Annotated in this window: 1 protein-coding gene (only partly in view); it reads left to right on the top strand. The window is 70.0% G+C overall.

All coding sequences use genetic code 11. The features are described from left to right. Positions 1-170 precede the first annotated feature (170 nt). Positions 171-22,751: the 5' portion of a hypothetical protein gene (locus tag ACWDVW_RS05985; RefSeq protein WP_449945388.1), read on the top strand. The gene runs 16,458 nt beyond the window's last position; only the first 22,581 of its 39,039 coding nucleotides appear in the window; the start codon lies at positions 171-173; the stop codon falls past the right edge of the window.

Below are 22,751 nucleotides of genomic sequence, written 5' to 3' on the forward strand. Positions count from 1 at the left end.
AGTTGGAGGTGTTGCAGGGGCGGGGTGCGGGTGCGGGGTTGCGTCCTGATCAGCGGGTGAATGTGGTGCTCAATGATCGGATATCGGTGCAGCAGGCCGAGACAGTCGAGGCTGAGTTGCCGTCGGGGCTGCCACCGCAGTTGGCGCATCTGGAGGCTCGTATTGAGCGGGTGAGAAACCCGTCCGAAGTAGAGCAGCGGATTCTCGACGGCGAGGGTTTGGGTGCCGGTCTGGCGCCGGGGCGGCGGGTGCTGACCGTCGAGGCGCTGCGGTCGTGGGTGCAGGGTGCCGAGACATGGATGAAGGGGACGAACGCTGCTACGGCGCGTGAGGGGCACCTCGCTGCACTGCGGCAGCAGGTGGAGTTGGCCCGGCAGGGACTCAGCCCGTATGGGGACGGCGGGTTCCGGGTCGTTCTGGACCCGCACGGTAGCCCGAGCATCCGGCCGCGTGAGATCGGCAGGTCTGGCACTTCCTCCACGCGCGTGGAGTGGGAGGTACTGGAAAAGGGCCAGGAGTCGGCACCCCCGCGACCGGAGACCGTGGTGGTCAGCGAGCGGGGCGCGCTGCTGCCGGTGATCGAGGAATCAGTTCCGCCGGTACGGACGGTCGATAGCCCGTCGGTGGTACGTGAGCGTCCGAGAAGCGGGCAGTCGGCCCCTCTGGTGCAGACGAGGGAGCGTCCGCCGGCGGCGATCGTGGAGCGCCCGCCGGTGCCGGAGCTGAGGATCCTGGCGGGCCAGGGGCTCGGTGAGGGGCTGTCACTAGCTCGGCGGGTGCAGACCGTGGAAGCGCTGCGGTCGTTCGTGCAGCAGGCGCGTACCCGGGTGGACGACCTGACGGCGGCGGGTAGCGCTTCGGACCTGCGGCAGGCCGCGCAGATCCGGCGCCAGATCGCCTTCGCCGAGCAGGGACGCAGCCCGTTCGGGGACCGTGGCGTCCGGGTGGTGCTCGACCGTAACGGCCGTCCAGGGTTGCTACCGCCGCGTGAGGTACGCGGAGTCCCGCTGACCCGGGCCGAGTGGGGTGTACTGGCCGGGCATGGCGCGGGTGAGGGACTGTCCTACGACCAGCGGATCGGTGTGGTGGTCACCGAGCGTAACTTGGCGTGGCAGGCCGAGCAGTTGCGGTTGGAGCTGGTGGAGCTGCGGGGCCGGGAGCCGCTGCCGGACGAGCCGACGTCGGATCACGAGTGGCGGGCGCAGCACATCGCTGACCTGGAAAACCTTGTGGGCGACAGCTCGGCTGGTGGCCGGAGTGCCCTGCCAGTGCAGACTCCGCCGTTGTGGCCGCTCCCGCCGGGCAGACCCGATGATCCGCTGACCGAGGCGGAGCAGGAGGTGCTGGGCGGCTGGGGTGAGGGCCAGGGGCTGCCGTACGACCAGCGGGTCGGCCTGGTGATCGACGAGCGCAACTGGGCCTGGCGGACCACGCAGGTGCAGGTCGAGTTGGCGGAGCTGCGCGCCTGGGACGCTCTGCCTGGCGGCTCTGTCTCGCAACGGTGGTGGCGGTTGGACCGCATCGCTCATCTGGAAGCCGTGTTGACCGGCGACGTTACTCGCCAGGCCGACGAGCAGCCCGTGCCATCGACGCCGACGTCGACGCCGCCCGGAACGTGGATCCCTCCAGTGCCGGTGGTGGTGAACCCCTCGACGGACGAGCAACGGATCCTCGACGGCGAAGGGCTCGGCGCGGGTCTGTCGCCGCTGCGGCGGCGCTATGTGGTGGAGGCGCTACGGTCGTTCGTGCAGCGCGGGCGGGCCGTGCTGGACGAGATGGCGGCCGCCGGGGGCGCGGACGAGGCACGACGGGCCGAACGACTGCGGCGGAAGGTGGAGTTGGCCGAGCAGGGGCGTAGCCCCTATGGCAACCGTGGAGTCCGGATCGTGCTGGATGGGAACCGGCAACCGGTCCTGCTGCCGCCGCGCGAGCTGCCCGGACCGCTGACGAAGCACGAGTGGACGGTGCTGCGGGGACGTGGCGAGGGCCGTGGCCTGACGTACGAGCAGCGTGTCACCGTCGTGCTCGACGAGCGGAAGGCGGCGCGGCTGGCCGAGAGGGTCCGGCAGGCCGAGGAGGAACGGTGGCGGCGCGAGCTCGACCAGGCGTTGCGGACGTGGCAGGCCGAGCAGGAGCGGCGTACCCGCGAGGAGCAGCTCGCCCGACGCGCGGCTGCCGTTCCCATGGGCTATCAGATCCGGCGCGAGCGGGACGACACGTACCGCCTCTATCGGGGATTGGCCCCGGCGGAGTCGTCGGCTGAACGTGCGGGGGCGCCGCTGGTGTCCGGGCGGGAGGCGTTGCAGGTTGACCGGTCAGTGACCGACATGAGCGTTGTTGGCCGGTACCTGCGGGCGCTGGATCCGGCGATCGCCAGTCGGCAGCAGGTGGAGATGCCGCGTACCGGCAGGCAGACGACGCCGGAGAAGCTGCGGTCGCTGGTGGACCAGCACCTACCGGCCGGAGCGGTCATGGCTGTGCCGGTGGGCCAGGTGGTCGCCTCGTCGCCGGTACCGTTCCCTCGGATGCGGGGCGGTGGCTCGGCGGACGACGGCTGGTACCTGGTCGATCGCCAGGCCACGCCGAGCGGTCGACCTTCGACGCGGCCGATGGTCGCCGGCCACACCCTGGTGCAGTATCCGAATCTGATCTGGGTCCGGCCACCCGGCGTGTCTGAGTCGGCGATCACCAGTTTCCTCGCCCGCCCCGACGACGGGAAGACCCTGGTCCTCGTCGGTGCGCCCGGTGCCAACCCGCCCAGCGAGGTGTGGGACGAGTTGGCAACGCACATGCGTGGCCTGCCGGAGCAGCAGTTGGCCCAGCTGGAGGCGCAGGAGCTGGTCTCCGAGCGACTCGACCACCACCTGCCGGAGGACCGCCGGCTGGTCGAGTACCACGAGGCGGCGCGCCGGATTGGACACGGTCTCACCGGCCGGCCCACCCGGGAGGCCAAGGAGAAGCTCTGGGCGTACCTGTCGGAGACGCTCAACCCGGCCGGGCCGGGACACGTACCGGTGCCGGTGTTCGATCCGACGCTCTACGCCCCTGGCCGTGCGCGCGGTACTCAGGCCCAGGACCTGCACGGTGGCTTCGCGCACCGGCAATGGCGGCTGCTGCTCTCCGACAGGCTGGCCACGTGGCAGGACGTGGTCACCACTATGCGGCACGAATGGGAGCACGTCGAGCAGTACTTCCTGATGGCTCGCTATCTGGCGGCCACCCACCGCACCGTGGCGGACCTGCGGCGGCACATCGCCATCGATGACACCCGGGTATTGCAGGCCGCGCTCGACGACCCGGCCGTGCAGGGCACTGCCGACTACGAGTACGGCGAAGAGTTGTACCGGGGCCGGCTCGGCGTCGACCGTGGGGCGACCGAGGCGGTGGAGGCGCGGCGGCGTGACGCGTACCAGGCGTACACCGATGCGGTGCAACGCTACCGGGCCTCCGGCGCCCAGCCGGACCGGAGCCTGCGGGACCTGGCCGACCTCGCCTTCGGGATGGTTCGGGCCCGCGCCGCGCACGCCTCGATGCTTTTCGAGTACGCCGCGTTGCCGATGGAAGGTCCGGCCATCGAGCGGGAGCGGCAACTCGACCGGCTGTTCGCCTGGGACGCCGTGCCGGGGCCGGTCGCCGTCGCCACGCCCTCCCGGCTGGACCGCGACGAGCGCCACGCCGTCGATTCCGAGATGGGGCCGGCGTCGACCGGACCCACCGAGATCACCGCCAGCCCGCCTGTGCCAGCCGAAGCGGCTGTGGCACTCGCACCGGCGGACCCGCTGCTGGACCACCGGCTCCTGGTAACCGCCGACCTGGTGCTACACGAGGCGGTACGCGAGTTGGTTCACACCGACTACGCGCGGCTCTCCGGCGGGTCGGGAGAAGCCCCGCAGCAGGAAGGTTGGCGGAACCTGGCGAACCTCGTCTTGCGGCATGCCGGGCTGCCTGAAGTGCGCCAGGGCAACTTCCACATCCTTCAGCCAGCCGAGGGCCGTTCGGGCGGCTTCGACTGGCAGTCATGGACGATCGGTCTCACCGACGGGAACGTCGCGCACCTGTTCCGTACGCTGATGCACGAGCTCGTTCACGTCGAGCAGGCCACGCTTGTTGGCCAGATGCTGGCGAGCCGCTTGGACGGTGTCGAGCTGAGGTCATACGTCCAGGACGACCAGATCCGGGCAGAACTCCTGGCGACAGCGGTGGTCGCCGGTAGTCCGGGACACCGCATCGCCGAGTTGCTGCGTTCGGCGTTGAACCTGCAGGGCCATGCTCGGGCGAAGGCGGCGATCGCGGCCGCCGGTGCGGCGCAGGTCCGCATCGATGTGACGGCGCATCTTCTGTACGAAGTGGATCGGCTCGGCCGGTTCAACGCCGGAGTACGCGGCCGGTTGGCACGCGGACACGCCGGAGTGCTCCGGCACTTCGCCGATGCGATGACACGGTATCTGAACCTGCCGCTGGAGGCACAGGCCCACCTCGTGCAGTTCGATCTCGACTCTCGCGGTGCGGTGCGGGACTGGCGACAGGAGCCGCAGGCGCAGCTAGTGCCGCCCCCGGGGTACGTGGTCGAGCCGATCGCGGCGGGCAGCTTCGTACGCCCGCAGGGCATGGCGGTGACGCCACCACATCGGCTCGCCCACCCGGATCGACCCCTGGTGCTGATCCACCTGACCGACCTGGTCGAAGCCGAGCGGGTGGTGGCCGAGCTGGCGTCGTCCCTGCGTGGACGGGCGTTGGTAGAACTACACGATGGGCAGGGACAGGGGCTGCTCACCGTCGACCAGTTGACGGGGCTCGCCATCGTGCTCGACGACGACCATGATCTGGTTGTCGCCCCGCACGTGGTGGCTCCTACCGACCGGTCCAGCCGTCACCTGGTGCCGTTCGCCCGGACCCATGTGCCGACGGTGGCACCCTTCGCCGCCTATTACGTGGTGCACCCGAGTTCGCGGCCACCGTGGTCGCCGATGCCCTTCCCCTATTTCATGCGGAATGTGGGCGTCGGGACCTTCGAGCTGTACCCGGGTTGGCATGTGGTCGCGGTGGGCGACCGGGCCTGGATCGGCCCGGCCGACGGGCAGCCGGACCTCACAGGTTTGCCGGGCGTGCGCGTGGTGATCGGCAGCCCCGGCCAGGAGACGCCGTGGGCGGTGGTCAGCGCCGGACTCTGGCTGGCCCGGATCCTGGCCGGTCAGGTCGGTGCCACCGTCGACGAGGGCTTCGTCCACGTGTTCCGGCCGGCGAGCACACCCACCGACCTTGAAGCGGCCGTCACCGATGACGTGCTTCACGCCGTCGAGGACCGCGACCGCGAGCTAGTACGCCTCGCCTTCGGCGCCGAGTACGTCCCGGTTTCCGGTGCCGCCGCCCAGGTCCCGTCCCCCGGCGAAGACCCGTTCGGGCTGTTGGAGTCCGCCGACTACGAGCTGTACTACGTGGTGGACGCCCTGCTCCACCTGAGCGGCATCGGCCCGGTCGACGTGCTCGTGGCACCGTCGCGCGCAGTCGACGCGCTGACTGAGTTGGCGGACCGGCTGCGAGTGCTCGATCCGGCCGTACCCTACTCCGACGCGCTCGCTACCCGGCGTGCCCTGCTGGCAGCGGGACGACTGGCGGCCGTCGCGTACGGTCCGGGTGGCCTGACCATGCCGAGACTGCGCGCGGCGTGGCACGTGCACACGATGGCGGGAGATCCGACGCATCCCGCCGTCACCCGGGCGAGGACGCTGGTCCAGCGGGTCGTTCCCGCGCGCCACGTCGAGGACCTGAGCCGGGAACTTCCGCTGCACCTGATGCGAGTGCTGGAGCCGGTAGCGGTCTCGGACGGTGCCAGGTCTGCGCTCGGCCCGTCCTACGATCGCTCGCACGAGTGGCTGCTCCGGGTAATCCAGGGCACCAGGGCGACCGGTGACGAGGCGGCAACCCTCTGGTGGCCCGGTGCGGACCTGAGCCGGATACCACTCGACGTCTGGGCGGTACTTCCCCTGCTGCCCGAGATCGACGGCGTCGTGGTGGTGGGTTACCAGCCAGGTCCTGACGGGCTGCCGCTGCTAAATGGTCAGTCAGCCAGCGATCACCAGGTCGTCGGTGGTGCCGCCCTGCTGGCTCAACTCGGTCACACGCTGCGCACCGAGCTCAACGACGGCGAGCCGAGTCGCCTGCGGGTCTTCCTGACACCGCTCGTCGACGATCCGGCGGTCGAGGATGCGCTCGACGCGCTGCGGACCGACCTCACCGCGCTGGACAGGCGGCTGGGTTGGGGAGTCCGACTGGCGGCGTCGGTATCGACCGGGACCCGCGAGGCGGAACCGGCCGGTGGCGACCCGGACGACATGCAGCTCACCGCCAGCCCGCCAAATCCGGTCGAGACGCCGGTGGCGGTGAGCTGGCCGCCCGAGCTCGTGCCCTCCGCAGCCCTTCCCCTTGAGCACGAGCAACATTCACTCTCGGCACCGGACCCGGCTGTCTCGGATCCGCTGGTGGTTGCGGTGACCGGTCTGATCGGTGCGCACGCGCGGGAGTTCGCGCAGAGTCGCTGGGAGATGTCCGCTGCGTCGGGTCGGTCGACGGGCCGGTTGACCGAGCTGCTCTCCACCGAGCGCCTGAGGGCCATCCCGCCCGCACAACTTCAGGCCGGTGTGATCTTCCGCCCGGCTCGGTCCGGAAGGTCCGGGTACGAACGGTTCCGGTTGGTCGTGCGAGCCGAGTCGGCTGGCCCCTACCGGCACGTCGAGTCGGCTGAGGGTGCTCATCGGTACGAGGCGCCGCTGCTGGTGACGCTGCGGTTGGAGCACACCGGGCCGATACCGGCCGGACTCCCGAGCCTCGAACCGGTCACGGATCTGCCACAGACCCGTGCGGTGCTGCTCGATCAGCAGGTGACGGTGACGGACGAGATCCTGATGCAGCCGAGGCTGCGGATCGACCGCGATGGCACCGCACCGGTGCCGGCACTGCCCGGCGGTCCGCAGGAGACGCTCCGCGCGCTCGGCCTGCGGTCGCTGGCGGTTACCACTGACGCCGTACGGAACGGGCAGATCCAGGTCAGCGCGATCGTCCCGACATCGGTGCGTGCGCTCAACGACGCGGTGATGGCGGACCTTCACTCGGGCCGCTGGACGGACCGCCGGTCGGCGAGTGCCCGGGGCGGCATGCGGCCCCACCCGGCGGTGGCCGACCCGAAGATGCTGGACGAAATCCATCACGCGCTCTCCGCGCCGGGGCTGACCGTGCTGCTGCCCGACGCGCTTCGCGGATCCGGTATTGCGGTGGGTCCGATCCGGGTGCAGGTGGCCATGTTCGGCGGGGTGCGCCTCGGCCGGTCGGATCGGGATGGCACCACCCGCGAGCGGATCCGGGTGGGGCTGCTGGCACAGGTGACTCCGACGGGTTCGGCGGCAGCGCTGCCACTGGCGTTCCGGCTGGACGGTGCGGTGGAGCTGTCGGTGTCGCCCAGCGACGCTGACCAGATCATGCGCGACGCCGTTCCACTGCACGACGAGTCGCCCGCCTACGAACGGGAGGCACCGTCGGTGTCCAAGCCGAGCACCGAGCAGCGGAGAGCACCGTCGGCCTCGGGGCTGAGCGCCGAGCAGCACAAGACGCTCACCGATGCGCTGGGTGGCACCGACGCCTGGGATGGGTTGCTGAGGAGTCAGCCGTTCGGGTTCGACGGTGCGGAGTTCTGGCGTCTGGCGAAGCTGCTGGGGGTGATCGATGAGAACGACCTGGTGGTCGAGGCTGCCCGGCTGACCCGGTTGTTGCGCTGGGTGCAGCTCATCGAGCGGGTGCCGGAGCTGGGCCGCATCGAGCCGTTGGCGGTGGCGGCGGTTCTGGCCCAGGCGCGCGGCGCGTTGGCACACGCGGAGGTCGAGCTGGATCGGGCCGTGCGGGCGCACTGGTCGGCCGAGTATCACCATGGGTACTGGCGGGCCAAGTCGACCGGCCTCGACCGTGAGGCTGAGCGCCTCCAGATCCGCGCGGACGATCTCCGGCGTCGGGTGGAACACGGCCGGGAGCGAGACGATGCGGCCCTGGTCACGGAACTTACCAAAACACAGGAGAAGCTGGCCAAGGTAACAGCAAACGTCGACAAGGTCCGCGACGCGCGGACCGCCGCCGCCGCTCGGCAACGTGATGTGGCGCGGGAAATCGCCGCGCGGCGCGTGGAGATCGACGGGCGCGGTCGGGACCTGACGTTGCTCAGCGCGAACCCGTCCGGTGCGCCGCAGGTGCCGGGGGTGCTAAGGGCCTGGTTCGCGCTCGCCATGGAACTTGGCGTGGATCCGTACGCGATCGAGGTGCTCGGTGGCGAGTTGGCCGCGGCGATGGTCGGACGCGCCGACGTCGCGCCCGACGAGCTGCTGGCCGACCTGCGGCGGCGGCTGCGGCCGTACGGGGTGTACACCGACAACGACCTGAGCCTGCTGGCCGACGTCGGCAGGCGGCTGACTCTGGACCCGGCTGACCTGCCGGTGCTGCGGTGGCTCAACGACCGGGGCGTGTCGTTGGAGTTGCTGGACGCGCTGCCGGCAGACCTGAGGTCACGATCGTTCAACTGGGCCTGGGAGCAGCACCATCGTGGTGATGATCCGTCGCCGGTGGTGGCGGAACTCGGCCTTCCCGATGCCGACGCGCTGGATCGACTGGTCGACGAGCTGAGGTCGGCGGCGAACGGCACCGAGGTCGATCCGCCGCCGTACAGTGCCGAGTCGCGGCCACCGGAGCCCGTAGCACCCACGGCGTCGAGCAGGCCCAGGGTGGCGCAGTGGACGGACTCTGCAGCGGACAGTTGGGCCGCGCTGCTGATGATCGGTGACGTGGTCCGGGAGGGCGTGCGGCGTGTGACCGCGTCCGCCCAGAGCGGTCCGCGACGATCGGTCGGAGAAGCGGTCGTCCATGTCGCTCAGGAGTACGGCTTCCGTACGCCGAGGCAGCTCGTCCGGTTTGCGTCACTGAGTGGTCGGCTCGGCTTCCCGGTCACGGCGTTGCTGGCGGATCTGCGGTCTCGGCACCTGCGACTACAGCTCTATCGGATGCTTGGTGACCGGCCGCTGGACGACATCGAAGGATTCCTCGCTGCTCTGGCGCCGTCCGACCTGCCGCATCGGCACGTGCCTCCGGTCGGTACGGAGCAGGCGGCCAGGTGGGCGACCCGGTTCGGGGTGTCCGTCGACGAGGTGCGGGCACTGGCCGCCAACGCCTGGGCCGACCTACCCCGCATGGTCGGCCTAGCCGAGCGGATGGAACTGGATGACGGCGAGGCACACTGGTTGTTCGACCTGACCCGGAAAATCGGTCAGCTGCCCACCTACCTGCCGAAGCTGGCATATCGGGCACATGTGCGGCCGCAGGTCCTGGTCGAGTGGAGTTGGCGGATGGACGCTGACCCGAGTGACCTCATGCCCTTCCGGTCGGCGGCTCGTCTGCTGTCGGTATCTCCTCCGCCGGTAACGGAGCCGAACCGGCTCTCCGTCGCGGAGCTGGTGACGAACCTTCGAAACAGCCTCGACAATGTGACCGATGCGCCCTGGTGGGCGTTGTGGATCGCCACGCACACCCCGTCGAGGTTGGGCACCGACGGACTGACGCCGGGCGAGTTGTACGACCTGATGGACGCCGAGACACAGGACGTCCTTGCGCGTCCGGGATCGCTGAGCGCTGTAAACCTCCTCGATCGCATCAGACACCCGTACCGGCAGCCCAGGAACGAACTGGCGATCAGCCCGCTGCCTGTCGAGCGGGCCGCAGACCAGTGGTTCGCCGGGTGGTTCGGCGAGCGGTTCGACGTTGCTGAGATGGCCATCGCGCGAGACATGTTGACGCGGCCGTGGTTGGACCACCTCGCGGTGCTCGACGAGGCGCGCAGGATGGAGGCGCCGCTGCAGGACGTGCTCGACTATGCGCATTGGTCGGGCGGTGGGGACCTGGCGGCGACGCGATCATATGGACTGCCGCTCGGCCCGCCACAGGTCGGCTTGATGGAGTTGGCCCTGGAGTGGCAGGTGCACCTGCACCAGTTCGCTCCGATCGCCGACATGCTGCCACGGGAATCCAGATTCTGGACACAGAATTTGGAGTCGATTAGCGCCAGTCTGAAGGCCCGGATCTGGGGCGATCCAGACCTGGTTCCCGCCGACACCTATCAGGCGGCCACGCTACCGATGAGACGTCTGACCGACCTGGGGATCAGCGCGAGCAGCTGGCGGGCGGGGGCCGATCGGAGCCGACTGATCGGCCGGTGGTTGACCTGGCAGTGGGGATTGGACTTCACCGCGGAGACGCGCGTCGTCGATCTCATCGAAGACGGCGACCAGCCGCACCTGCCTACCTACGGGACACTGCTGCGAGCATTGGCCAAGCGGATGAACCTGTCGCAGCCGGCGCGGACGGCGTTGGCCGACCGGTTGGGGATCAGTGTCGGCTGGGTGGACGCGTTCAGTCTCCGAATCGGAAAGGTCCCCGACCGGGTCGTCGACCAGGCCCGAGGCCTGGGAGTGAATGACCCGGCGCAGTTGTTCGCGCTCGCATCCATGCTCGGTGTCGACCCGGCGTTGCTCGGACCCGACGACGACCTCGGCCGACTCAACCAGGAATCAAACGGCGACCGCTTCAGCGTCGCGTACGACGTCGCCCAGGCGATCCGGGCCCGGCCCGACTGGGCGCGGCGATCGTCTGGCGACACGCTCACGGATCGACTGTTCCGGCTCGTCCTGCGGTCGGGGACCGTCCCGTCGAATCTTCCGACGCTGCTCAACGACGACGGCAGTTGGCTCGGTGTCGACCGGTTGTTGGAGATCGCGGAGCTGCTGCACAGCGCACCGGAGTCGGTGGCGCTGTATGCGAACACCCGACGGCCACCGGCCGCGCCAGGCGGGGGACGGCCCACGACCGAGCAGGTGGTCACGGATTACCAGGCATGGGCGGAGTCCATGCACCAGGAGTATGCCCTCGGTCCGAAGCAGCTCTGGCGGGTGTGGAACCGCGAGGGCTCGGCCTCTCTCGACCGGTACAGCGATCGCTCCATCCAAGCCACGGCGTTGGCCACCGCAGAGCCCGTCGAGGCCGCCGACCTGTTCCATCGGTTCATCGGTGGCCCCGATCCGCTCAGGACGATCGAGGCGTTGGCACGGGCGCGTGAGCCCGGCGCGTGGTTGGTGCCGTTCCTGCCGGAGGCCCCCGCGCCGACCGGCGTGACGATCCGACTTTCTCTGACCGGGGTCGGTGAGCTGCGAGAACTGGTCGCGGAACTGCCCGGTGCCACGCTGTTGGGCAACGACCTGCTCTACCAGTTGGGACCGCACCGCGGTGACTGGGCCGGACTGGTTCGTCTCACGGAGATCATCCCGCCGCATGCCGCCGCCACGAAAGTGGCGATCTCCATCCGTTCCGGGTACGGCAGCGACGCTGCCGCCTACCTCCGGCTGGCGCACCTCTACTACACGCAGGCCGACGTGTTGACGGCTGCCGGGCTGACTCCCTTCACCGACGAGGACTTGTACCCGTCCGATGGGATGCGGGATTTCGCCTCCTACGAGGAATTCCTGGAGCAGCACCGCAGTGGCCCACTCGTCCTTCACGCCAACTGGCGTTCGGGCGATGACGTCTCGTTCACCATGGCTCCCGGCCAGGTCTGGCCCGGTGTCCTGCAGGCCCGCGTGCGGATCGCGGCGGCACTCGTCCGGGGTGCCCGGCGACCGCTGTCCCAGGAGCAGTGGGCCTGGCGTTTCACCGCTCCCGGATTCCGCGACCCGTCGCAGGTGGGCGGCGCGCACCGGCTCGGAGACCGGGCACACCGACTGATCGGACTGCTCACCGATCCAGCGCTTCGCGCCCAGGCGGCCGGACTCGTGCTCGGCGGGAAGCCGGTCCACCACCAGACCGAGCCACCGGCGTCAGGACTGGGCCGGGTGCTCGGCGATCCCACCGTCGCCCACACGTCGTTCGAAGCGCCGCGGCCCCCGAGCGCTGCCCGCGTACGTGAGATCCTCGCCGTCGACACGTCGACGTCCGGCCTCGACGCCGAAGCCCTCACCGCCCGGCTCAGCACGTCCACCGACAAGCGGGGCGAGCGTGTGAGCTGGCAGGAGACGGTGCTGCGTGCGGCGGTGCACGGGAACGCGGACTTCTCCGGTCGGCTGGCCGAGCAGCCCTGGCCGGCCCTGGCCCGCCAATTCATCACCGGGCGGATGGCCCTGCCCGACGAGGCGATCCGGGCGGCGTACCGCTTCGTCGTCGGGACCTCGGACGCGGACTGGACGAACCTGCTCTCCGCTCCGATGCCACGGCCACCGTGGGACCTGGAGAGACCGAACTGGGTGGACGAGGTCGCTGCGGACGGGTTGGACGACTGGCCCGACCTCGGTGTTCCCGGCTCGCGGCCAGTGGCGCAGGAACTGGAGCGATGGCTGCGGGAACGCGTCTCAGCCGGCGTGAGCCCTCTGCCGTACCTCGTCGAGAACGCGTTGGGCGGCCTGGCCGGGCCCGACACCGGCACCACCTTCGGCCTGCACCTCACCATCGGGCCGAAGGGAGATTCCGAGGACGGGGAGTTCACCCGGACGTTCCAGCAGATCAGCCACGACATGGCGCCGGTGTGGCAGGGGCTCCGGAATGCCGTGCCGAGCATGGACCGCGAGCACCAGATGGTGCACCCGGCGGGGTATCAGTCCGCGGTACATGGCCTGGTGGACAGTCCTGCGGTCTGGCGCGCGCTCGGCATGCTGGTCGACAAGTTGCGGCAGTGGGACGGCCGGGCAGTGGTGGCGCTCTCCATCGAGGTGAGGACTCCCGGCACGGAGACGGACTCTTTCCCGCTCGATGCGCTGAACGAGGCCGTTGCGACGTACTCGGACCTGCTGCGGCGGATGTCGTCCGGCCCGGAGCGCGCCGCCCTCAGCGCGCCGGTCGATTGGGACGACACGTTCGAGAGCACCGGCGGCGGTGTGCGTACCTGGTCGATGCCGTTGCATCTCGAGTTGGGTCTCGCGGGACTGCAGGCCCGGCTGCGCATCGTCCTCGCGTTGGTTCGGGCGGTGCAACGAGGCGGTGTGGGCGCGGTCGGCGACGGCCCGTCGCTGGGCGACGGGTCCGGTCGGTTCGACCCCGACCTGGTCTGGCTCGACGACTGGCTGATCGACCTGTCCGGCTGGACGGATCTCCATCCATTGCTCGACGTGCTGGACCTGGACCCGCCGGGAGCCGCGCAGGTCGCGACACTGTTCCAGTTGACGTCGTGGTATCCACCCGGCGAGGAGAGGGCAAGTCTGCCACGAGGTGTCCGGTGGAGGCCGGAGGTGCGACTGCTCACTCCCGACGAGGAACACCCGGCCGCGTTCCTGGCCGCAGTCGTCGAGGGCAACCCGGAGGCCCTCGTCCGAGACGCCGTGCGGCCGAGGGAATCGCGCCACCTGCCGCTGCGGTACTGGCACGGGCTCTACGCCCGCTTCCATGCCTTCGTCAGCGCACTACCACCCGGCACTGACCTCGACCTCGCACGCGGCGACCGGCGCCGAACCGCTGCTGCGCTGTGGCGCCAACTGGACAACAGTAACGAGTCGGTGCGCGTCTGGCACGAGCGTTTCCAGGCGCAGGGTCCGCTGCCCGAGTGGACCTCACCCACCTCCCTCCCGAGCGTCCCCGACCCGTACGAGGCGGCCCGCTCGGTCTGGCTGGCTACCCCGGCCCGCCCGGAGGACGCCACCGAAGAGGACGTCGCGACGCTCCGGACCGCAGCCGGTTGGCTGAACACCGTGCGGTCCGAACCCGCCACGAACCTGCAGCACCGGATCGGCACATGGCTGGCCCGGCGGAACCCGGGTCGGTTCTCCGCGTCGATGCCGGAGTTGCACCTGCGGCCGGGGCGGTGGGCGCAGCACGGTCTGCTGGGCGCCGTCATCGACGCCGCCGGGTGGCAGGGAGTTCGACTGCCGTCCGGGGTCAGCGCCCCGGCGGGACTTCGACGCCACGTGTCGGCGCAGATCGGGCAGCACAACGACCTCGTTCGCGACCTGGTCGGCGCGGAGCCGGTGCAGCGTGCCGAAGGGGTGCCGCCCGGTGCGCTGTTCGAACTGGTGTCGAGGCTTCCGGGACTGGCAGCAGCGCCGGAACCGACCGAGTATCGACGGGCCGTCGTCGAGGACAACATCCGGCGTGAGCATCCAGGGATCAGCGACCAGGAGGTCTCGCGTCGGGTCCAGGCAGCACTCAACGGGTGGGTACGCGAGAGCCGGTGGCGTCACCTGCGCGCGGAACTGGCGCGTACGCTCCAGACGCAGGAGCGCGCCCCAGCAACCGACCAGCCGGTCCTGAACTTTGTCGGAGCACGTCCGGTGCTCGCCGGCGCCCTAAGTAGTGTCCTCGACGGCCGGCCGGACGCTCTGGTGGAGCACCTGGGGCCTCAGGAATCCCGCGACCCGACGGCGAGTCGTCACCTGGCCGTGTTGCTGGCGCGTGCACTCGACATCGACATCGTGATCCGCAGCGGTTCGATCGCAGAGCACACCAATCCGGGCGAGCGCCCGGTCCTGTACCTCGACCGATCCACTGACATGGCCTACCGACCGCTGTCGCCGGTCACGTCCGACCGCTCCGGGACCCCGGTCCTGCCGATGTTCGACGCTGCCGATCGCGAGTTGACCGCCGCAGCACGTGCCTGGGCTCGTGACCACTATGCGGCGCTCAGCGGGGGCGGCGACGCACGAGAACGAGCGTGGACGGAGCTGACGAATCTGCTGACCGACTGGGTCGGCCTGCCGCGACTCCGCGTCGAGGTGGCACCAGGAGGACGTGTCGCCCTGAGCTACGCAGAGTGGTCGTTCAGTGTCGACCCGGTGTCGGTCGACCTCACCCTCGGCACGCTCTTCGCCGAGATACTGCGCGCCGAGCAGCGGATGCTGGTGGAACAGGCGTCGTACGCCGCAGGGGCGCGCAACGAGTCGGTCGACAGTCCCTTCACCGCTCCACCCGTCCGACGTCACCTTCGACAGACGTTCGTTCCCGGCGATCGTCGATTCGCCCCGGCCGAGAGGATCCGGGATCAGCAGGCCGAAGGTCTGCGAGGTCCGCTGAGCCTTGCTCGGTCGGCGGCCGACACCTGGTGGAGCAGCGCCGAGGCGGCGCTCACTGTCGAGGGTGGCCAGGTCTCGGCGCGATTGCGTGGACGCCTGACGCGTGACCGCGCCCGGGTCGAGTTGTTCCACGCCGACATGCTCGCCCTGCTGCACAACCCGCTGGTCGAACAGCACGCCAGGACCCTTCACGACCGTATGAGGGCCGGTGGATCGGTCCGCGACTGGCGTGTGGAGCACGACATCCGGGTCGACCCGAACTCGGGCGTCGAGGTGACGTGGTCGGGGCCGGCAGGTGTCCAGCTCGGGCCGGCGAACGGTGCCACCGTCCCGTTACCGAGCCTTCTGGTGCATCCCGCGCGCCCGATGGTGCTGGTGCGCGTGGGCTCCGCAGCCGAGGCCGAGCGGATCCTCCGTCGGGTGGCCGCTGACCTGCCGGCGAACGCCCTCGTCGAGCTGGTCGTGCCCCGTCGGGTGGACGCGACAGCGGCGATGACCTTGGCCGGTCTGTTGCAGGATCGCCAGGACCTGGCGCTGCGGGCGGACCTGATCGCCCGAGGCGAACGGGCCGACCATCTCGTCGGGTACTCACGCGCACACACTAGAGCGGTCGGGCCGTTCGTCTCCTACTACACCGTGCACACCGAACCGCAGAGCGAACCGCTGCCGGTGTCGTACCTGACGCAGTTGGCCGATCTGGGCGGCGACCGGTTTGCTCTCGTGCCGGGCTGGACGGTGCAGGCCGACCCCCACCGGATCTGGATTCGACCCGACGCGGCCATCGACCTCGTGCCCACCTTCGGGGACGAGTCGGTCGCCATCAGTGCGCCCGGGGTGGCGACACCGTGGGCGGTCGTCCGCCTCGGGATCTGGCTCACCGATTGGTTGGCATCGCAGAACGGCGTGACCCCGAACGCCGATCTGTGGAAGGTGCACGGCGACGTCGGGTCACCGCCGGCGCTCCGCCAGTTCCGCGACGTGATCGCCGTCGATCCGTTGGACGGGTTGTTGTGGAGCCACGCCTTCGGTCACGGCGCTCTTGACAGCACCGATCAGGAGATGGGCGGCAATGACGGTTACCTGCCGTTCATGCTGCTCGACCACCTGGTCGGCCTCGCCGGCGGAGACGGGGAGACCGATCCGAACCGGATCGTCGACCGGTTGACCGATTTGACGCGGCTGGTCGACTTGCACTCCGGTGGCCAGGGAGACGTCGTCGACGAGAGCGCCCGGGTGGCCCTGCTGCACGTCGCGGTCGACGTGTACGGTCGTCACGGCCTCGCAGGCGTGACGGAGGACCGCCTCCGGGCCGCGGTGGAAGAAAACCGCCTTTCGAGCGCCGAGGCGGATTCGGACCTCGGTTCGCTGGACGCCAGTCCACCTGCGCCGGTCGAGGCACCGGTGGCGGTCGCCGCTCCCCGGGACGACCTCGGGTGGCAGCGTGCCGCCGACGGCACGTTCACCCATCCCGACGAGGGTGCCGACGATCTTCCCGAAGCGCTGCGTGAGAATCTGTCACGGCCGCTCAGTCACGTGGAGTTTTTCGCGTCGCTTTTGCGCGTGGTGATCGCCCGGACCGCGCCGGAGCGGGTCCCGACGGAGAACGAGTGGGTCGACTACCTGCTGCGGTGGACATCCCGGAACAGCGCCGACCTCATGGACGGGGTGGGCAGGGCATCGCGGGACCTGATGGACCGCGAGCCGGGGTTCCGGCTGCAGGCATTCCTGCGACCGCCGGAGAGTCACCTCGTCCATGTCGTGCCGGTGTCAGGCGACGGCGACGAGCTCATCTACACGTTCGTCGACGTGGAGAACGAGTCGGTCGTCCACCGCCACTTCCTGGGTCAGGACGCGGCACGACTGGCCGGAGACACCGGGCATCCCGAATCGGTGCCCGGATTCGTGCGTCGGATCCGGCAGGCACGGCTCGGCATTCCCGACACGGTGACACCGGGCGGGCGGTACGCGTCCGACTCCGCTAGCGGCACCGACGCGACCCCGGTCGTCGCGACGGCCCGGCAGTGGCGTCGGAGCGTGCTCTGGCTGCGATCGCTTGCCGTGGACGGGACACCCCTGGTCGAGCGGGAAATCATCGACCGGATCGATGAGCTGCACGGCGAATCACGGACCGTCATGGAGGCCGGCTGGTCCGTGTTGCGGCGGCGCATCGGTCAGGCGTGGCAGTGGGCCAGCCGTCCGGGTATCGAGCTGCAGAACCCCGGCCCGGGCCAGCGGATGCGCGCCAGTCGGTTGGCCGGTGGGTTGCACGCGGACCTGGCCACCTTCAGGGCTGAGCTGGCCGAGGCGGTCGAGGCGGCTGTGCGGGAGGTCTCGCAGAGCTATCCGGGTGATCGTCGTGAGTCCGTGGTCAGTGTGATGGCGACACAGATCGACGTGTCGTCGACGCTGGTGGCGCCGGTGCGCGACACCGGCGGCTGGGACCTTCGCGCCGATGGCGCGTACCAGGAAGGGGAGGTTGCCGGGCTACCCACCGGGTTGTGGTTCGACGACTCCACCGGCATCGTCGAGCAGGAGGACGACGACTTCCTTCGGGTGGTGCAGGAACTGCTGGCCGCCGGAGCGCGACCGGCACGGCTGCCCACGTTGCGCCAGTTGCGGGACATGCCCCCGACGACCCCGGTGACGCCCACCGGATCGGAGCGGTGGGACGAGCAGCTGTACACGTGGCTCCGGGCAGCGGCGACCGGTACCGGTGGCGTCCCGTTCCGAGTGCAGGGCTTCGAACGGCTTGATTCGGGCGGTATCCGGGCATACCCGGTGCAGGGCGACACTGGCGAGGTGGTGTTCGCGTACCTGGATGGCCAGACGCTGCATCGGCTGCGCGGATGGCCGGTGACGTCGACGGGCGGCTACCAGGAGACCGCCGCTGCCGAACTCCCGCCGGGACTGTCGGCGACCGACACCGGAGCGGATGCTCGCACCGACCAGATCGTGCTCACGGTGGAGTTGCTGCTGACCGAGGTGATGGGCACGCGGCTGCCGCCGCGCTCGGAACTGCAGGCGCGGCTGACGTCGTATTCGGACCTCGCCTGGCCCCGGCAGATCTTCCGGCTTCTGCACTGGTCGGCGAAACGATCTGTGGGTGCGGCGCAGTCTGCGGAACCCGTTCCGTTCCGATTGCAGGCTTTCGAGGACGTCGGCCAGGGCAGGTACCGGGCGTACCCGATCGAGGGCGACACCGGGCCGCTGATCTTCGTCTACGAGTCGGCGTACCACGGTATCTACCCACTGCGCAGGCAGGAGTGGGCGAGGTCCGGGAGCGGCGGCTTCGCGCCGGTGCCCGGCGTGCGGGCCGTCCGCCTGCCCGACGGACTGAACGTACGCTCCGCCGACCGCGCCGACGCGATCGGGATGGCCGATGCGGTGGCCCGGTTGATGACCGTGCACGGACATCCGGCGACCGCTGAGGGACTGTGGCGGCACCTCAGCGAGGCGAAGGTCCTGCCCGCCGGGACGGTGCCGGAGCAACCCGCCGACGCGGCCCTGCTCACCGTGATGGGACAGGAGCTCGGCTTCCGGGCACAGGTCTTCGTGACCGACGGCGAGACCGTCGTCAGTGAGCCGGTCCGGGGCGACCTCGGTCCGCTGTTCCACCTGGTCCACGACTCCCGCGACGGCAGCTACGCCCCGGCCTGGTCCGGGCCGGCCGAGGGACTGCTGTCGGCAACGGCTGGGCCAGCGCCCGAAGACGGCTGGGAGGTGACTGCCGAAGGCGAGTACCAGCGGGAGGGGACAGCGCCCCGGCTGCCGGAAGCGCTGTCACCGGGCATGGGCGGGTCGTCGGTGCAGGCCGTGTTGCGGGCGGTACGGGAGTTGGCGATGGCCGCCGACGTGCGGCGGGTACCCACCTCCGCGCAACTGCTGCGGTTCAGTGAAGCGGTACCGGCCGGACTGGACTGGGACCGGGAGATCTTCGAGTGGCTACAGGGCGCGGTCCGTGGCCTCGGCGGTACCGAGGCGTTCCGGTTCCAGGTCTTCGACGAGGTCGAGCCGGACCGCATCCGGTCCTACCCGGCGTGGGGCGAGTCCGGTCCGATGCTGTACCTGCTGCGCACGAACGACAACCGGTATCACGCGCTCTGGAGCGACCGACCGGAGCAACTCGCCGTCTCGCTCGACGCTCTCGTGCACCGGGGCCGCCCGGTGGCGACGGACGAGGTGCGAGCCCGGCTGGCCCGCCTGGACGGCGCGGACCGTGGCCGGTTCGATCGCCGATGGTTGCAGCTCAGCGACCGGATCGAGCGGGCACGGCGGAGCCTGGGCGCCCGCCAGGAGTTGGCCTTCGGCGGCCAGGAGGAGTGGGCGCCCGTCGCCGGACAATCGGTGGCCCTGCTCCGCGCGGACCTGGGCCGGTTCGACGTCGACCTGGAACGGGCGGTGGCCGACGCGGAGCTGGCCTCATGGTTCGGTTTCGGAACGGAACTGTCCGACTGGCACCGGCAGACGTGGGAACTGCTCAGTCGGTTGGCCGGCGTCGACGGCGGCTTCGGGTCCTGGCTGCGGGAGACCGCGCAGGCGGTCGGGTTGTATCACCAACCGAGCAGCGCGCAGTGGGGACAGGAGATGTCCCGGTTGCGCCCCTGGGCCCGGCGACCGGACATTCCGATCTGGGCTCGGCGACGGTTGTTCCACATCGTCGGTCTCACCGAGGCGCTGTACCCGGGCCGACTCGCCGAGAGCGACGAGGCGCAGCGTGCCACGCTGTTGCGGCGGGTACGGCGCCTGGTAGACGCGGTCCGACGTGACCCGCAGTGGCGGCGTACGCCGGGTGTGCAGGATCGGATGCGTCCGGAACTGCTGACCAACCTGCTGCGCGGGTGGCGGGGCGGGTCCGCCGACCGGCCGATCACCAACGACGACCTCCGCGCTCTCGTGGACCTGGTCGACGAGCTCAAACGGCCGGGGCACAAGGTTCGGCTGCACCGCGTGCTGAGCGCCTGGCAGGAGCGATCCCGCTCCACCCGGGCTCGAGCTGTACCGCCCACCGCCGACGAGGCGCTCGCCCTGCCCGTCGACCGGGCTGCGGACCGCTGGGAGCTGCCGAGTCACCTGGTCAAGGACCAACTCCTCGGCCCGGCCGACGCGACGCTGCTCCCGGCCGAGGCCGCTCAGGTGTTGGCGCTGGTCCACGAAGCGGTCGGGCGCGGCGTACCCGATCACGACCCCGGCATGGTGCGGCTGCGGTACGACCTCGAACACCGTTACCGCGGCTTCCTCGTCAACGGCAACCGGTACTTCATGCGTCGCGACGGCATCCCGATCGAGCTGCACGTCGGTTCGAAGCTGGTCAACACGCTGGTCGAGGAGACGTCGACGGGACCCAGCTCCCGGCGGCTGGACAGCGCCACCATGTCCGCGCGCAAACAGAAGTACCTCAAGAAGTTCCTTCGTCCGCGTACCGTTCATCTCCCGTTCTCGGCGCTGTTCGGCGCCCTGACGGCTGGTTTCGTCGCCGTGCACGTCGCGATCACGCGTAACGAGCCGGCGAGCACCATGAGCAGGTCCAGAGGGGTCCTGCACACCCGGATGCTGCGCAGCGGCACCACCGCCACCGCCTTCCGCGCGGACAGCAGGTGGACGGTGACCAGCATCGCCCCCGGTGCCGAATCGGGACAGGCGGTACGCGGTGAACCGCACAGCCGCCTGCTGTCGGAGTCGGTGCTGCTCGACGTGCCGGTCTTCATGACGCGTCCGTCGGCGAACGCGAAGGGCAAGGCCCGGGCCACCGTGCTCTCGGTGTCCGATTCGGTCAGGTCGTCAAACGACGCCGAATCGGTGATCGCCGACTCCGTCATCTCCGAGTCGAGCCACCCGTCACCACAGTTCCGGCAGGACATCTGGGGCAGCGAACCAGGCGGTGACAGGTCACCACCGACCATCTCCCGCCGCAGCTCCACCGAATCGTCCACGTCGTCGGTCGTCCGTCAGCCGAGCAGCTCCAGCAAGACCGAGTCGCGGTCGAGGCGCTTGGTCCGGTGGATGCAGTTCCGGAAGAAGAGTCACGAGCAGTCGGGCATGGACCTGAAGCAACTGCGGCGGACGCCCTCGGGTCGGTTGGTCCCACAGCCGGGCGAGCGACCGTCCGCACGGGAACAGGTGAACGCCGGCGATCTTCCGCCGACGATCGACTTCAAGGGCGAGCTGCCACGGGTGTTCGTCGTCGACGATGTCGGCGACACGACGGCGTTGGTCGACGCGATGACCTTGGCGGCGGGCCGGCCCCTGGTGGTGGGTGGGTCGGCCCGAGCCACCCTGTACGACTTCTCCGACCGAGGCGAGGTCGGCAACACGATCCACGAGATGGTGGACACCTACCAGTACGCCCCGGTCCTGGCCGACGACCGGAACGCCAAGCCCATCGCAGCGGAGCGGGTACGCGCGGACTTCGGTACCGCCCAGTTGCTCTCCGTCACCGAAATGGACGACGACGTGGCGATGCGGCACATCTTCGCCAAGGCGATCGAGGTGGCCGCCGAGACCGGCGTCATCGACGGCCTCAGCGGCACAGTGGGCGCCGGACCCGGATCGCGTTACCGAGGGTTCGGAATTACCGTGTCCGGCGGTCTGCGTTGGCTGGTCGGCAAGTCGTTCCGACGGACTCGCGGCGGCGCCGCCGGCAGCGGTGCGGTGAGCCAGAAGTTCGCCGAGACCGTCGGTCAGACCGCGCTGTACGCGGTCGACGTCACCTTCGACATCGAACCGATGGGTGACCAGCCGGCCCAGCACGCGGTGGTGACCCTGCTCGTCCGGATGCAGGTCGAAGAGGTCCGGCGGCTGGCCGACGCCGACCGGGTGGTCAACCCACAGCGGGTGACCGATCTGACGTTCCGCTACCCGGGCAGGACCAGCGCGCCGAGGGGCGTGGGCCGCATACCCACCAACGGCGATCGGATCCAGCCGCCTAGGTACCTGTCGAGGGAGCATCCGACCACGATCGGAAGCTCGGTGGTGGCCGACCTGACCGGCCTGCGTCACCTGCACGACCGGTTGCTCGGCGAACTCGAATCGGGCAAACCGGAACTGTTCCCCGGCTGGCGGACGGTGCAGCCGTCTGACCGGCACCTGAGGGACGTCTACGACATCGTGCAGAACTACGGCACGCTGGCGGCCGGTCTGGCGCGTACCTCGTCGATCAGTGGCGGCCTGTCTCCGCTGATCGGTAGCGGCATGCGGATGAACTTCCGGCGGTTCGGCCCCCTGCACTCCGACTATTACGAACTCGTGGTCAAGGGGAGGTTGAGCAACCGGCGGCATGCCGGGAGCACAAGCCTGATCAAGCCGGTGGACGTCGCGGTCCTGACCGACCTGGTGAGCTCCACTCACGCCCGTGAGCAGGCGTACTCCACCGGCCCCGAGTTCGCGGTGGCGGTGAAGTCGTTGGCCACCGAGATCGGTGGCCGGTTCGGCGTGATCGGCAAGGTGAGCTGGCCACGGGTCAGATCCGGCGGTTTCGGCGCACCGGTGCTGACGTACCGCTGGGCCAACCGGGCGACCGGGGTGGAGGTGTTCGACTTCGACCTCGACTTCGACGCGCTCTGGCTGCACCACCGACGGCCCGCGCGGTGGCGGCGTTCGGCGCTCGTGGCGTGGGCCAACAGCGGCTGGCGGATGCAGGTCAGCCCGCCGGAACGGCTGCTGACCGGGGACGAGTCGGCGCGGGGG

It is taken from the genome of Micromonospora sp. NPDC003241, assembly GCF_053589795.1.